The sequence below is a fragment of the Actinomyces ruminis genome (genome assembly GCF_002154335.2).
Lineage (GTDB): Bacteria > Actinomycetota > Actinomycetes > Actinomycetales > Actinomycetaceae > Actinomyces > Actinomyces ruminis.
Window position 1 is genome coordinate 57,470 of sequence record NZ_MTPX02000060.1, and the last position, 14,714, is coordinate 72,183.

11 protein-coding genes, 1 tRNA gene and 3 pseudogenes are annotated in these 14,714 nt (G+C 68.8%); 5 read left to right on the plus strand and 10 right to left on the minus strand.

Translation table 11 applies throughout. The features are described 5' to 3' along the window. Position 1: 1 nt before the first annotated feature. The 6 genes from BW737_RS11565 to BW737_RS18630 form a co-directional block, all read right to left on the minus strand. Positions 2 to 937 (minus strand): sugar ABC transporter permease, encoded by a 936-nt coding sequence (locus tag BW737_RS11565; RefSeq protein WP_086615169.1) that lies wholly within the window; start codon positions 935 to 937, stop codon positions 2 to 4. Positions 938 to 963: 26 nt separating this feature from the next. Then, entirely contained in the window at positions 964 to 2,595 is a 1,632-nt protein-coding gene (locus BW737_RS11570; protein WP_086615170.1) for an ABC transporter permease subunit, read from the minus strand. A 167-nt stretch (positions 2,596 to 2,762) separates the two neighbouring features. Next, positions 2,763 to 3,716 carry a sugar ABC transporter substrate-binding protein gene (locus tag BW737_RS11575; RefSeq protein WP_338063921.1) on the minus strand — a complete coding sequence of 318 codons (954 nt, stop codon included), beginning with the start codon at positions 3,714 to 3,716 and terminating at the stop codon, positions 2,763 to 2,765. Further along, on the minus strand, positions 3,614 to 4,051 hold the full coding sequence (locus BW737_RS18620) for a type 2 periplasmic-binding domain-containing protein (RefSeq protein ID WP_257210774.1): 438 nt from the start codon (positions 4,049 to 4,051) through the stop codon (positions 3,614 to 3,616). Before BW737_RS18620 ends, BW737_RS11575 begins: the two co-directional genes overlap by 103 nt. A 118-nt stretch (positions 4,052 to 4,169) precedes the next feature. Beyond that, positions 4,170 to 4,847, minus strand: a complete 678-nt coding sequence (locus tag BW737_RS18625; RefSeq protein ID WP_257210775.1) for an alpha-amylase family protein — start codon at positions 4,845 to 4,847, stop codon at positions 4,170 to 4,172. 382 nt (positions 4,848 to 5,229) lie between these two features. Then, the gene (locus BW737_RS18630; protein ID WP_257210776.1) at positions 5,230 to 5,397 is read right to left on the minus strand and encodes a hypothetical protein; all 168 of its coding nucleotides are present in this window, start codon (positions 5,395 to 5,397) and stop codon (positions 5,230 to 5,232) included. A gap of 233 nt (positions 5,398 to 5,630) precedes the next feature. On the opposite strand from BW737_RS18630, the pseudogene BW737_RS11585 reads away from it, so the two are divergent. Continuing rightward, positions 5,631 to 6,910: pseudogene (locus tag BW737_RS11585) on the plus strand (deoxyguanosinetriphosphate triphosphohydrolase). Between the two features lie 30 nt (positions 6,911 to 6,940). Then, positions 6,941 to 8,961 (plus strand): annotated as a pseudogene (gene dnaG, locus BW737_RS11590) (DNA primase). Positions 8,962 to 9,022: 61 nt separating this feature from the next. Here dnaG and def read toward each other — a convergent pair. Further along, positions 9,023 to 9,514, minus strand: coding sequence for a peptide deformylase (def, locus tag BW737_RS11595; protein WP_086615171.1), 492 nt, complete (start codon positions 9,512 to 9,514; stop codon positions 9,023 to 9,025). Positions 9,515 to 9,577: 63 nt separating this feature from the next. On the opposite strand from def, the gene BW737_RS11600 reads away from it, so the two are divergent. Together BW737_RS11600 and BW737_RS11605 are read left to right on the plus strand one after the other, a co-directional pair. Next, positions 9,578 to 10,183 carry a hypothetical protein gene (locus tag BW737_RS11600; RefSeq protein WP_143233379.1) on the plus strand — a complete coding sequence of 202 codons (606 nt, stop codon included), beginning with the start codon at positions 9,578 to 9,580 and terminating at the stop codon, positions 10,181 to 10,183. A 91-nt stretch (positions 10,184 to 10,274) separates the two neighbouring features. Next, positions 10,275 to 10,346: transfer RNA gene (locus BW737_RS11605), tRNA-Asn, on the plus strand. 690 nt (positions 10,347 to 11,036) lie between these two features. Here the strand turns inward: BW737_RS11605 and BW737_RS11610 are convergent. Continuing rightward, entirely contained in the window at positions 11,037 to 11,405 is a 369-nt protein-coding gene (locus tag BW737_RS11610) for an ion channel (RefSeq protein WP_086615173.1), read from the minus strand. Between the two features lie 420 nt (positions 11,406 to 11,825). Between BW737_RS11610 and BW737_RS11615 the strand changes: the two are divergent. Next, a pseudogene (locus tag BW737_RS11615) lies at positions 11,826 to 12,324 on the plus strand (DUF3145 domain-containing protein). An 87-nt stretch (positions 12,325 to 12,411) separates the two neighbouring features. On the opposite strand, the gene BW737_RS11620 reads toward BW737_RS11615, so the two are convergent. Then, the gene (locus BW737_RS11620) at positions 12,412 to 13,662 is read right to left on the minus strand and encodes a beta-ketoacyl-[acyl-carrier-protein] synthase family protein (RefSeq protein WP_257210777.1); all 1,251 of its coding nucleotides are present in this window, start codon (positions 13,660 to 13,662) and stop codon (positions 12,412 to 12,414) included. A 34-nt stretch (positions 13,663 to 13,696) separates the two neighbouring features. Further along, the coding region (locus tag BW737_RS11630) for a helix-turn-helix domain-containing protein (protein WP_420835747.1) at positions 13,697 to 14,714 on the minus strand (1,018 nt) is incomplete at its 5' end.

Consider the following 14,714-nt stretch of genomic DNA (forward strand, 5'->3'; position numbering starts at 1 on the left):
CTCAGCCCTTGACGGCGCCGGCGGTGGCGCCGCCGACGATGTACTTCTGCAGGTACTGGAACAGGGCGATTACCGGCACCATGGTCATGACCGAGCCGGCGGCGAAGACGCCGAGGTTGTTGGAGCGGTCGCCGGAGAGCATGCCGTACAGGCCGACGGCGAGGGTCTTCTTGGAGTCGTCGGTCAGGAAGATCGAGCCCAGCAGGAACTCGGAGATGATGCCGACGAAGGCCAGCAGGAAGGTGGTCGCCAGGATCGGTTTCAAGGAGGGCAGCAGAATCCGGTAGAAGACCTGCCAGTGGGTGCAGCCGTCGAGGGTGGCGGCCTCGTCGAGCTCCTTGGGAATGGTGTCGAAGGTGCCCTTGATCAGCCACACCTGTCCCAGGGCGCCGCCCATGAGCGCCAGGCAGTAGCCCAGCAGCGTGTTCAGGCCAATGGCGGGCAGCACGTCGCCGATGCCGGAGATCATGTTGTAGATGGCGATCATCGACAGGGTGGTGGGGAACATCATGATCAGCAGCAGCGCCAGCAGGCCACCGCGGCGGCCCTTGAAGCGGAAGCGGCTGAAGGCGTAGGCGGCCAGCACCGAGAAGAAGATCTGCGCCGCGGCCACGACCGCACACACGATCATGGTGTTCAGGTACCAGCGGGTGAACGGACCCTTGTCACCGCCGAGCAGCGTCTGGTAGTTGACCAGGCTGACTCGGGTGGGGATCAGCGAGGTGGAGGCCACGGTGCCCAGGGGGTTCAGGGACGCGGAGATCACATACAGGATCGGGAAGGCGGCGAACATGAGCGCCAGCACGCCGACGACGTGGCGCCAGCCGATCTCGCGGAACCAGCGGCCCAAAGGCATCCGGTTCTGCTTCGGTTCGGTTTCGGAGGCACCGGTGGACCGGGAGGCCGTGCGGGTCGCAGCGGTTTTTGCTTCAGTCATTTTCTAATCAGTCCCTTCCGGCGCGTTCAGTTGATGTCCTCGAGGCGGCGGGTGGCGGTGAACTGCGCCGCGGCCAGGACGCCGGTGATGACGAACAGGACGACGGAGACGGCAGAGGCGAAGCCGTAGTCGGCTCCCGACCCGCCGAAGGCGATGCGGTAGACCATCGAGATGAGGATGTCCGTGCCGCCGCGCGTGTACTCGCCCGCGGCGAAGGGGCCACCCTCGGTGAGCAGCTGGATCGCGTTGAAGTTGTTGAAGTTGAAGGCGAACGTGCTCACCAGGAGCGGTGCCACCGAGACCAGCAGTAGCGGGGTGATCACCCGGGTGGTGGTCTGCCAGCCGGAGGCACCGTCGATACGGGCCGCCTCCTTCAGGTCATCGGGGATCGACTGCAGGGCACCGGTGCACACGATGAACATGTAGGGGAAGCCCATCCACAGGTTGGTCAACAGCACGGCGACCTTCGCCCAGTTCGGGTCTCCCAGCCAGTTGATGTGCAGGTTCAGCATTTCGTTGATCAGGCCGAAGTCGCGGTTGTAGAAGTTCGACCAGATCAGCAGGGAGATGAACCCGGGCACCGCATAGGGCAGCAGCAAGAAGGAGCGGTACAGCTTCTTGCCGCGGATGCGGTCGTCGTTGAGGGTCAGGGCCAGGAAGTAGCCGAGGAGGAAGGTCAGCAGCATCGAGCCGCCGGCGAAGATCAAGGTCCAGGCGAAGGCGCCGCCCAGCTGCTTGAGCAGGCTCTGGTTGCCGAACAGGCGCTGGAAGTTGGCCAGCCCGATGTTCTGCTTCCAGGACTGGGCGAGCTTGTCACCGTTGGCGTTGACGAAGTAATCGGAGTTGCCCACCTTCTGCACCGTGTAGACGTCGCCGGTCTGGACATTGGTGATCGAGTCGGCTTCCTCGTCGTACACCATGGTCTTGGTGCCCTCGAAGGCGGAGCGCACGCCCTGGACCTTGATGGCGCTGGTGTCGGAAACTGACAGGGTCAGGTTGGAGATGGTGTCGTAGGCGGCGTTGATCTGCTTGCCGGTCAGGATGGTGTAGCCGTCGGCGGCGGTGACGAAGCCGTCGGTGATCGTCAGGTCCACGTCGGTGGCGGGCTGGACCGTCTCGCCGTCGGCTCCGTAGAGCACCTCCTGGCTCTCGGTGTCCACCAGGAACAGGGTGAAGGGGCCCTCCTCCGCGCTGCCGGTGGTGGCCACGGACAGGTTGTACAGCGGCGAGTCGGCGGCCTGGACCACGGAGTTGTTGGTGATGGTCGTGATGGCGTCTTCCTTGGTGCCGCGGAAGCCGTCGCCGAAGTTCGTGAAGGCGGTCTGGATCGTCATGACGATCGGGACGATCAGGAAGACCGCCAGGAAGAAGGTGCCGGGGAAGAAGTACTTGCCGGGGATGAACCGGTGGGTGGAGTACAGCACGAAGATGGCGATGGTCGCGGCCGCCACGATGAACAGCCATAGCCACATGTGCGCGGCGATGAGCAGCGGTACCAGATAGGCGGCCAGGGCGAGGGCGGCGCCGAGGACGAGCACCCGCCCGAGCACGGAGCGGATCGTCGTCGTCCGCTCCCGCTTCGCGCTCCGGGAGGATTCGGGTTTGTCCGCGCCGGTGGCGGCGTGGGCGCCGCCTTTGCGGGCGGTGGGGGACGTCATCGTCGAAAGACCTTTCACAGTGCTGAAAGAGGCTGAAAAGACAGGCTGCGGGCAGGGAGAAATATGGCCGGTGGCGGCGCCGGCCGGGTGGCAGTGGTATGCCGACGGCGGGGTGCCGACGGCTGCGGTGAGGGCCGGCGGCAAAGCCGCCGGCCCTCAGGCGTGATTCACAGTCCGAGCGTGGACTTGATCTCGTCGCCGGCGCTGGTCATGGTGGACTCGGGGTCCGAACCGCCGACGATGTTGGCCTCAGCCATACCCAGCGGGCCCCAGATGGCGGACATCTCGGGGATGGCCGGCATCGGGTCGGCGTTCTCCGCGAACTCCATGAACTTGACCATGTTGGCGTCGCTCGACTCCAGCTTGCTGGCCAGGTCCTCCTGGACCGGCGGCAGCGGGTTGATGGCGTACATGGCCTCGGCGATGGTGGAGTCCTTGGCGACGTCGGCCACGAAGGTCTCCGCGAAGGCCTTGTTGGCGCCCTTGGCAGCCACGTAGAAGGCATTGACACCGGCGAAGGGACGGGCGTCGTCCATGCCCTCGAAGCCGGGGATCTTGGACAGCTCGAAGTTGATGCCGGCGGTGTTGATGTCGCCCAGTGCCCAGGGGCCGGAGATCAGATAGGCGGCCTTGCCCTCGGTGAACAGGGAGATGGCGTTGTCGCCGGTGACGGAGGTGGCCAGCACACCCTGCTCGCCCAGCTCGCCGATCTTCTTCGCGGCGGCGATGGAGCCCTCGCCGCCGACGCCGACGTCGGTGGAGTCGAGGGAGCCGTCGTCCTTGGTGCCGAACAGATAACCGCCACCGGAGGTGTACAGCGGCTCCATGTGGTAGGCGTCGCCGGACTCGCCTACGGGCAGGGAGAGCACGACGTCGGCGCCGGAGGCCTGGCCGGCTGCGACCAGCTCCTCAATGGTGGCGGGCTCGGTGACGTCGGTGAGGTCCTTATTCACGAACAGGCCCAGCGTCTCCACGCAGTAGGGCACGCCATAGTACTGGCCGTCGTAGGTGACTGCGTTCAGGGCGACCTCGCTGTAGTTGGCCTCGGCGGCGGAATCAAGGGTAATGGGGGAGATGGTGCCGTTCTGGACCAGGTTGCCGATCCAGTCGTGGGCGGCCAGACCACGTCCGGGCCGTTGCCGGCCTGGTTGGCCGCGATGAAGTTACCCTGCAGGTCATCGGCTACGACCTGCACCGCCACGGTGATGCCCTGGGCATCACCCCACTCCTGGGCCTTGTCCTTGAGCGCGCCCGCCTTGACCTCGTCGGTCCAGATGACCAGGTCGGCGTTGGCGTCGCGGACGACCTGCTCGTCGGTGGACTCGTCAGTGGCCTCGACTGGGGCCTCGGAGGCGGCCGTGGCAGTGGAGGTGTCGTCGGAGCCACAGGCGGCAGCGGCGGCAAGGGTGGTGGCGATAGCGGTCATAGAGAGGAACGACCGGCGATTGAGGGACACCGTGATTCTCCTTCGAATCGGATGGGATCTGACGGGTGACAGCGAAAAATGTAACGCGCCAGTGCAAGCCGTGCAAGGAGAAGCGGCTCTAACTGCAAAGTTGTTGCAAAAAAGTGCCCTAGGCAACAGTAGCCGCGGCGGCCCAGACCGTCGTCGCTGGCGGCACGATCAGGTTGTCGCCATCTTGTCCGAGCGACCTGGATGACAACAACACCTCGGCATGCTGCGGCAGCATGAGTGCCCGCGTGGAGGTGTTGACCAGCACCAGCACGTCCCGCGCCAGCACCGCCAGCACGTCCCGGGGACACCAGTCCAGGCCCTGCACGAAGGCGAAGGGCGCCGCGGCCAGATGGTGCTCATGGCGCACATAGGTGGCGTGGCGGACCGTGGCCAGTGGCGAGCCGAACTGGGTGCCCTGGGAAGCGGCCCGTGCGTGTACCAGCTCGGCCAGGGCCAACGGATCGGTGGGCTTGTCCGCGTCGGGCAGACCGACCTCGTCCCCCTGGCGCAGGTAGACGGAGCCCGGCAGTGCCAGTGCCAGCGCCTGCAATGCTTTTGCGCGCCGGTGCAACTCGGGGACGGGAGCGGTCTCGAACCAGCGGCTCCCGTCACCGGGATTAGTCTGGCCCACCAGTCGGTAGCTGGGCAGGCAGCGCCAGGCGGGGGCGGCGCCGAAGCGGTCGTGCTCGCGCAGGGAAACGGTGATGGCGTCGGTAATTGATTCGGGGTCCCAGCGCGAGAGCATGAGTCGGTCATCGCGCAGGTGGTGCAGCCAGTCGTCCTGCAGGTGATGCAACAGGCGTCGGGGTAGCTGGCGGACACGTCGGCGCCGAGCGTTCCGTCGGGCACGTGCTGCGCCAGCAGGGACTGCATTTGCGCGAAGTAGTCACTGAGCCGCTGGAGATCCGACTCGTCCCAGACCTCGGGCGGGATGATCGTGCCCAGGTCCACGCCGTCGGCGCCGGCGGCAAGGAAGCTGCCGGCCCTGTCCACTAGGCCTTCGAAACCGCGTTCCTCGCCGACCAGAATCGGGTTGGCCGCGTGGGCGTGGGGGCCGGTCACCGGCCCCAGCGCGCCGGAGATCCGCACGATTACGCGCAGCCCCTGCTCATGGGCGCGCTCGGCGAAGCGACGAAACCCGTCCATGTCGGTGGCGGTGACGAGGCGGGAGGGGCGTATCAGTACGGCCCCGAAGCGAGGGACACGACATGCTCGCAGACATTCCCCAGAGCACCCAACTGCTCTGCCCCCAGCTCGGGGGAGGCGACCTCGTATACGAGCGTGTCACGCCACCACTCGACCGGGCCGGTGTATGCGCGGTGGATGAGCGTCGTCGTGGTGCTCACGGCAACTGGCTCCCTTCCGCCGGGTTGTGCCCCGGACCTGCGGGCTGACCCGGGCCCGCGCGGGCACGGGCGCTGCCCGATGACAAGACATCCTGCTAAGCCTTTCGGCTAGAGCGTGACTCATAGTAACCCGCTGCCAGGGACGCCGCTGCCACGTCCTGCGATACGTTGGACTCATGTCCGTCTCACATCCGCACTTCTCGACCGCGGCCGTGCCCGAGGCAGATGGCGCCATGGGTGAGGACACCGGTGACCTGGTGGGCTATGGCGCTGCAGATGTGGCGCGTTTCGTGCCCGAACCGCCCAAGAACCCGCAGCGCACCCCCTTCGAGCGCGACCGCGCCCGGGTGCTGCACTCCTCCGGGCTGCGCCGGCTGGGTGCCAAGACCCAGGTGCTGGGACCCTCCGCGGACGACTTCGTGCGCACTCGGCTGACTCACTCCCTGGAGGTCGCCAGGTGGGGCGCGCGCTGGGGCAGGCACTGGGGTGTGACCCGGACGTCGTCGACGCCGCCTGCCTGTCCCACGATCTGGGGCACCCTCCCTATGGGCACAACGGCGAGCAGGCCCTGAACGTGGTGGCCGAGTCCATCGGCGGCTTCGAGGGCAATGCCCAGACCTTCCGCATCCTGACCCGTCTGGAGCCCAAGACCCTGGACGGTCACGGCCGCGGCGTGGGGATGAACCTCACCCGCGCCAGCCTGGACGCGGTGGCCAAATACCCGTGGGCCAAGGGCGAGGGGCCGGGTGGTCCCGGTGGCCGCTCCGCGGTCAAGTACTGCTGCTACCCCGACGACCGCGAGATCTTCGCGTGGATGCGCACCGGCGCGCCGGTCAACCGTCGCTGTCTGGAGGCCCAGGTCATGGACTTCTCCGACGACGTCGGTTACTCGGTGCACGACGTCGAGGACGCCATCGCCCTGTTCAAGATGGACCCCGCCCGGCTGGCGGACGCCGCCGAGGTCGCCACCGTCGTCGAGGCCACCCGCGCCTGGTATGGCGGGGGCATGAGCGCCGACGCACTCGGCGCCGCCTGGGAACGCCTGGCCGCACAACCGTTCTGGATTCGCAGCTACACCGGTGCGCTGGCGGATGCGGCACGACTGAAGAACCTGACCAGCCAGCTCATCGGCCGCTTCGTGTCCGCCGTGGCCCGCGCCACCCGGGAGGTCTTCGGAGAAGGGCCCCTGACCCGCTACGACGCCGACCTGGTCATCCCCGAGGAGACCGCGGCCGAGATCCTGGTGCTCAAGGGTGCGGCGGTGCGCTATGTGATGGCGCCCCGCGAGCACGAGCCCGTCTACCTGCGCCAGCGCACCGAGCTGTTCGATCTCGCCGACGCCCTGCTCGAGAGCAACGGCGCTCACCTGGAGCCCATCTTCGCGGCCGCCTGGCATGAGGCCGCCGACGACGCCGGGCGCCTGCGGGCCGTGGTGGATCAGCTCGCCTCCCTGACCGACACCTCCGCGCAGGCCTGGCACGCGCGGCTGTGCGGCTTGCTTTCCGCGGTATGAGCGGTCCCTTTGCTCGCCTAGGATGAGGACATGGCGGGACTGATCAAGCGCGAGGACATCGACGCGGTGCGCGAGCGCGCCAAAATCGAGGACGTCGTCGGCGAGCACGTCACGCTCAAGAGCGGGGGAGTGGGCTCCCTGAAGGGCTTGTGCCCCTTTCACGACGAACGCACCCCGTCCTTCAACGTCCGCCCCCAACTGGGACTGTGGCACTGCTTCGGCTGCGGCGAGGGCGGCGACGTCATTGACTTCGTGCAGAAGATCAACCACCTGTCCTTCACGGAGGCGGTGGAGTACCTGGCCGGCCGCGTGGGTGTGCAACTGCGCTACGAGGAGGGCGGGACGGTTAAGCGCGGCGTCGAGCCCGGCACCCGCCAGCGGCTGCTGGAGGCCAACCGCCTGGCCGAGTCCTGGTTCCAGGAGCAGTTGGCCACTCCGGCCGCTCAGACCGGGCGGGACTTCCTGACCGGCCGTGGCTTCGACCGCAACGCCGCAGCCCACTTCGGGGTGGGCTACGCCCCGGAGGGCTGGGACAATCTGGCGGGCGTGCTGCGCTCCCACGGTTTCACCGAACGGGAACTGGTGGAGTCCGGGCTCTGTGGGCGCGGCAACTCCGGGCGCATCTACGACCGCTTCCGCGACCGGCTGATGTGGCCCATCCGGGACGTCACCGGCGCCACGGTCGGCTTCGGCGGGCGGCGCCTGTCGGACGCGGACAAGACGGTGCCCAAGTACCTCAACACCCCCGAGACCGCCATCTACCACAAGGGTCAGGTCCTTTACGGCCTGGACCTGGCCAAGACCGAGATCGCCCGCGCTCACAAGATCGTCGTCGTCGAGGGCTACACGGACGTAATGGCCGCCCACCTGTCCGGGGTGCCCACGGCCGTGGCCACCTGCGGCACCGCCTTCGGCCCGGACCACGTGCGCATCGTGCGCCGCCTGCTCGGAGACGCCGCCGACCCCTCCGCCGGGGTGATTGCCGGCAACCGGGCCCGCGGCGGGGAGATCATCTTCACCTTTGACGGCGACGCCGCCGGGCAGAAGGCCGCCCTGCGCGCCTACGGGGAGGACCAGCACTTCGCCGCCCAGACCTTCGTCGCCGTCGAGCCGCGTGGCCTGGACCCGTGCGACCTGCGCATGGAGGAGGGCCCGGACGCCATCCCCCGCCTGCTGAGCCGGCGCGTGCCCCTGTTCGAGTTCGTCATTCGCGCCTCCTTGTCCCACCTCAATCTGGACACCGCCGAGGGCCGGGTGCAGGGACTGCGCTCGGCTGCACCCGTGGTCGCCGGTATTCGCGACCGTGCCCTCAAACGCGAGTACACCCGGCGCCTGGCCGGTTGGCTGGGACTGCCGGAGTCCGAGGCGGTCGGCGCCGTGCGCGCCTACGAGCGCCGCGGCGGGCGCGCCGGCGGCTCGGGGGAGTACGGGCAGAACAGTCAGTTCGGACCGCCCGACGACTTCGCCGGAACCGGCCCGGTCGAGCGGCCCGGCCTGCCGCCGGTGAGTGACCCGGTGGAGAAGCTGGAGCGCCAGGCCTTGGAGGTCATCGTGCAGGCGCCCCAGGTGGCGGCCCGCGTGGGCGCGGACGACATCAATGCGGTGGCGTTCTCGGTGCCGGTGCACCGCGCCGTATTCGAGGCGATCGAGGCGGCCGGGGGAGCCACCGAGGTGGACGGCCTGATGCAGCAGGCGCAGGCTGCGGGGCTGGCCGGCCCCGCAGCGGTCAAACGCGCCACGACGCGCTGGCTGGAGCAGGTGCGTGCCGGCGCCATCGGACCGGTCGCTGCCGCGGTGACCGAACTCGCCGTCGCCCCGCTTCCGCTGCCCGCCCCGCGCGGCAACCGCGAGGCCGAACCGGAACCCGAGGCACTCGAGCGCTACGCCTCCGGCGTGCTGTCGTCACTGGCCCGCACCGGCATCAACCGCCGGCTCACGGAGCTGCGCTCCCGGCAGCGGCGCATGAGCCGGATGAGGACGGCTACCGGGAGCTGTTCGAGGAGATCGTGGGCCTGGAGAACCGGCGCATGCAGATGGCCCGCGGGGCCTGAGCCGAGGTGCGTTCGACGGGTCGGGACCGTCGACCAGGCCGGACTGGGCCCGCGGCCGGATTCACAGGCCGCGTTCGCGCAGCTCCCGCATGGCCTTGGCCCGGTTCTTGCGGGACAGGCGGTCCAGGTACAGGTGGCCGTCCAGGTGGTCGCACTCGTGCTGGATGCAACGCCCCATGAGCTCCTCGCCCTCAACGACCACCTTCTTGCCGTCCAGGTCGATGCCCTCGGCGCGTGCATACCAGGCGCGTTCGGTCGGGTACCACAGTCCGGGCACCGACAGGCAGCCCTCTTCGCCGTCCTGGAATTCGTCCTTGGACAGCTCCACGATCCGTGGGTTGAGGATGTAGCCGATCTCGCCGTCGATGTGCCAGGAGAATGCGCGCAGGCTGACGCCGATCTGGTTGGCGGCCAGGCCCGCACGGCCGTCCTCGTCGACGGTCTCGAGCAGGTCCTCCACCAGTGACTTGACGGAGTCGTCGATGTCGGTGATCGGGTCGCACACGGTGCGTAGTACCGGGTCGCCGATAATGCGGATGTCGCGGTAAGCCATGGGCACATCCTTGCACGTTCCGCGGTGCGTCTCGCACCCCTCCAATCATCTAGCCTGAGCGTCATGATCCGTCTCCGTAAAACTGCTGCCCGGTCCAAGACGCTGTCCGGTATCGGCGGCCGGATGCGCCGTCCGGTCGTGCTCCCGTCCGCGCTGGCGGCACTGGTACCCGACGACGGTCCGCTGCTCGGGGCGGTGCCACTTGCCGACGACGACTCCCGCTGGGCCGTGGCCACCGTCCGCTTCCTGACGGTGGTGGGACCTGGTGGCGTGGAGCTGCATCGGGGCTGGCACGAGGTGGAGCACGGCCGCTGGAACGCCGAGACGGCAACCTTTATCCTGAGCTGGACCGACGAATCTCAACCGCCACTGGAGCTGGTAGTGACCGAGACGGTGAGCCGCGGGGAGAGGGACATGACGGTGGACGTCGCCCCCTTCGCACGTGCACTGCGCCAGGGAGTCGAGTCCGCGCTGGTGCACGCGGTCACCGACGTGCTGCCGGGTGGTCGGCGGGTGACCGTCAGCGTGCGCCGCGACGTCGACGGGAGGCTGTACACGACGTCGAACCTGCCGGCGCGCGTGAACTCGAGGCTGGAAGCTGCCGATCGCGCGGCCTTGGAGGCGCTCTTCCGGCGCGTCCGCGACGGTGTGGGACTGCCCACAGGCTGACTTTCCGGCGACATTGCGCCGCGCCTGGCGCGGGTCTCGATTCGACGTGTGTGCCGGTGAGTTGTTAAAGTTCCTCCCGCGCCAAGCGCGATCCCGCGTAGCTCAATGGCAGAGCATCCGACTGTTAATCGGAGGGTTGTTGGTTCGAGTCCAACCGCGGGAGCTGAACGTAAGCCTCGTCCGCAGCGGCGAGGCTTTTGTCGTCTTCGGTAACCGTGGTGCCCGCGACCGCGACAGGTGGCTTCGTAAGCTGCTGGGAGAGCGTGACGATCTGATCGTGTAGGTCTGTGGGTTATCGGTGCGAGCGTGGTGCTTTAGACCGGCGTGTCGTGGGGATGCCCGCTGCCGGCCTTCGCTGTATGGATCGCTGTCCCCTGTTTTGACCGCGTAAGTCTATTTGGACCGCTGTTCCCTGTTTGGACCGCCGTGGTGTGCCGCGTGGGCGGTCCAAACCGACGTAAGGGGTCCAAACCGACGTAGGCGGTCCAAACCGAGGTAAGGGGTCCAAACTCGGGGCGGTTCAGCGTCGATGCGCAGTAGAAGCAGGCCTGGATGCAGGTCTGGCCGGGAGGGGAGGCAGGAGCAGGCGGCCCGGCATCAGGCGACGCGGCGGCCGATGTTCGTGGTGTTCATCGGCTGCTGGGCGTGTAGTGGTGGTGTGGCCGGGCTTCCCCCTCTCATCGGGGTATGGCAGACCGGCCAGGGCCCTTGCCGGTGGGGGGCCGTGTCCTCACCGCCCGGAGCGTGTTCACCCGCGAGAGTCAAGCACCGCCCCGGATTATCCCGCCAGACCACAACCACCCCGACCCTCCCACACCACACCAACCAAAACCCCGACCCCAAGCAAACTCGCTCACGCTAATAACTCGAGATTGCCGTGTCCGACAGTGGTGATGGTGACCAGCGACCACCACAGCGCATCCGGAAAGTCGGTTATCGAGGCTCCCGGTGCTCCGCGTTCGGCATCTAATACTGCGAGCGATGCCACAAGTGCGAGGAGGGAGACGCTGCCCGCAGTGTAGGCGGTGATACGCCCCCGCAGGGCGGTTCCGGCGCTGCGCTGCAGGACGCCGACCAGGGCCAATAGTCGCACCAGCCGTAACGGCCGCAGCATGGGCAGTGCCACCATGGCGAGTTCCGGCAGGTGGTGGGTGAACCAGTAGCGGCGGTCGGAGGCGAGGTAGAGCCGGGCACAGTAATCCACGGCGACGACGCCCCACACTACTTCGCAGCCTGACGCACCAAGCGGCCCGATCCTGCGTCGGCACGCCGCCAACCGTCCCCGTTTCCATCGCCTGCGCCGTCTGCCGGCAGAAGCAACCTCTGCGCCCTGACCCGCGGCGCGATGAAAATGTCCCAGATCGGCACGAACGAACTCTGCGTGCCCGAACGCGGTGGAGCAGTCGTTGGAATCATGCGGCTGCGTAAACGGATCAGGCCCCCAAGTCTGGCGTTTATGCCGATCCCGGACAAAACGTCCCGAGCGCGGCTGAGCCGGGAGCGCTGCCACGGCCCGGCGGCTGGCGTCGCGCCGTCGGCTCTGGCATGATGAAACCGCACGCCGCGTGCTTCACGCGAAACGCCCGGATGGTTCGAGAACGTTGGGGAAGACGAATCTCGGAACAACCAGGAGGCGATCCACGTGAACGGTGCCTACACCCGCGGTGTACTTTTCGTGCACTCTGCACCCCGTGCGCTGTGCCCGCATATCGAGTGGGCCGTGGCCGAGGTGCTGGGCAGTCGCGTCCACTTCGAGTGGACCGACCAGCCGGCCGCACCCGGATGATGCGCGCCGAGACCAGCTGGGTCGGGCGCGTCGGCACCGGCGCCAGCTAACCAGCGCCCTGCGCGGCTGGGCGAACCTCCGCTACGAGGTCACCGAAGAGGCGTCCCCCGGTTACGACGGCGGACGCTGGTCGCACACCCCCGACCTGGGCATCTTCCACGCCCAAACCGACGTGCACGGCAACGTGGTCGTCCCCGAGGATCGCGTGCGCGCCGCCCTCGCCCACGCCGACCAGCCCGCGCTCATGCGCCGTCAGCTCGACCTCGCGCTCGGCCAGGCCTGGGACGACGAGCTTGAGCCCTTCCGCTACGCGGGCGCGGGTGCGCCCGTGCGCTGGCTGCACCGAGTCGGCTGAGGTGCCGGTCGCCCGGGGCGGCGTTGTCCCCGGGGGCCGTCGCCACATCGACCGACCTCGGCACGTAGCGTCTACCGATCTCGGTGATTAGGAGAGGCGGGTGAAGGCCAGCGCCACATTGTGGCCGCCGAAGCCGAAGGAGGTGCTCACGGCCGCCTCCAGCGTTGGCGCCGCGCGACCGCCCGGCCCTACTACGTCCAGGCCGAGCGCCGCAATGGCCGGGTCGATGCCGCCGGGCAGCAGCGTCGGCGGCAGCCACCGGTCCTGCATCGCCAGCACGGTCAGCACCGCCTCCAGGCCGCCAGCTCCGCCAAGCAAGTGGCCGGTGAGCGACTTCGTTGCCGACACACCCGCGCCGGGAACGGTTCGCGCCAGCACCGCCGCCTCCACCGCGTCGCCGGCGGGCGTGGAGGTGGCATGGGCGTTCACATGTCCCACTTGTGCGGCCTCCAAGCCGGCGCGCCGCAATGCCAGGCGCAACGCCCGCTCCTGCTGGACGCCGCCTGGCTCGGGGCGCACGGCGTCGAAGCCGTCGGCGGTCACGGCGCTGCCGGCCAGTACCGCCAGCACTCGTGCCTCCCGCGCGGCCGCATGTTCGGCCGCCTCCAGCACCAGCATGCCGGCGCCCTCACCCAGCACGAAGCCGTCCCGATCCACGGCGAATGGGCGTGAGGCGGTGGCAGGATCGTCATTGCGGGTCGACAGGGCGCGCATGGCGGCGAAGGCCGCCACCACCATGGGGTGCAGGGCGGCATCCGTGCCCCCGGCGACGACGACGTCGGCCCGGCCCAGCGCAATCAGGTCGGTGCCGTAGGCGATCGCCTCCGCTCCCGATGCGCAGGCCGAGACGGGCGCGTGCACGCCGGCCCGGGCCCCCAGCTCCAGGCCCACCGTGGCGGCGGGTGCATTGGGCATCAGGGCCGGGATCGCCGTCGGCGCCACCCGCCGCGGGCCCTGCTGACGCAAGGCATCCCAGGCGCCCATAACGGACAGCACGGGTCCGATTCCCGGTGACACCGACACCGCCAGGCGTTCGGGGTCTACGACAGGGGCGCCTGCATCCGCCCACGCTTCCAGGGCGGCCACCAGTGCAGCCTGACTGGACCGGTCCAGTCGGCGCCGCTGCCGGGTTGACAGCTGAGTGTTGGGGTCGACGGCGAGCGGTGCCGCAATCCGCACCGGCAGGTCGCCCGCCCAGTCGGCGTCCAGGGCACGCACCGCCGACTGGCCGGCGTGCAGCGCCCGCCAAGTGTTGGGCACGTCCCCGCCCAGCGGGTTGGTGGTTCCCAGCCCGGTGATGACGACGGCACGTGGCTCGAGGGTCGACGCGTACGACACGGATCGCTCGGGGGAGTTGCTACGGGTGGGGCACTCAGCGCTTCTGAGCGCTGACCAGGTCTACGAGTGCGCCGACGGTCTTCACGGTCGGGATGAGCGCATCGTCGAGTGTGACGCCGAAGCGCTCCTCCACCTGAGTGGCGATGGTCAGCAGCCCCAGGGAGTCGATGTCGAGGTCGTCGGCGAAACGGGTCTCCGGCGTAACCAGAGTGGTGTCCACGTCTGCCTCCTCGGCGACGATTTCGGCGACGGCGGTGAGGACGTCGGTGGGGGCGTTGGACATGGCGTTCTCCTGGGTGGTGATTGATGGTTCGTGATGGACGGGTGGCGCTGGACCGAGTCTGAGCGGTTCAGCGCGCGCGGCCGGCGGCGAGCTACCGACGATCACGGCCAGGTGCAGCACCAGCCCGTCGCGGGCGTCGGTGGCATCCCAACCGATCTGCTTACTGACCCGCCCCAGCCGGTAGCGGACGGTGTTGGCGTGGACGAACAGGGTGCGGGCCGTCATTTCCAGGCTGCGCCCCAGTGCCAGGTAGGTGGCGACGGTCTCCTCGTAGAGCGGCCCCATATCCCGCAGGGGCTGGGTCACCAGGGTCTGAATCTGCTCGCCGGCGAGCGGGTCGCCGTCGAGGAGGCGCTCGGGCAGCAGGTCATCGGCCCGGACCGGATTGGGGGCCTCGGCCCAACCGGGCAGGGCATGCAGTCCCGCCAAGGCCGAACGCAGGGACCGGCCGGCCTGGGCCACGCCGTCGACCACCGGCCCGATCACCACCGCCCCGTCCAAGTCTGCGGCGATGCGGTCGGCGGCGGTGGCCAGCCGCGCCCGGCGGGTCGCCGCATCGGCCTGCTCATCCGCGGATTCGCCACCGAGCACCACGATCACCGAGTCGCTGTGCACCGAGACCAGGCAGTCCTGTACCCATTGGCGGCACTCGTGACGCAGGTGGGAAGTGGCCAGGGCGTCCAGCACGGTGCGCGCCACGATGGCGACGACGGGCCCGGTGCCGTGCCACCCGGCGGCGCGGCGCGGGCGGCGGCGTCGGCGGCGGAGG

What these genes read in the sequence shown, in the direction of transcription:
- BW737_RS11565 (WP_086615169.1), bottom strand. Translation starts at nt 937, where the DNA reads ATGACTGAAGCAAAAACCGCTGCGACCCGCACGGCCTCCCGGTCCACC.
- BW737_RS11570 (WP_086615170.1), bottom strand. Translation starts at nt 2,595, where the DNA reads ATGACGTCCCCCACCGCCCGCAAAGGCGGCGCCCACGCCGCCACCGGC.
- def (WP_086615171.1), bottom strand. Translation starts at nt 9,514, where the DNA reads ATGGCTTACCGCGACATCCGCATTATCGGCGACCCGGTACTACGCACC.
- BW737_RS11600 (WP_143233379.1), top strand. Translation starts at nt 9,578, where the DNA reads ATGATCCGTCTCCGTAAAACTGCTGCCCGGTCCAAGACGCTGTCCGGT.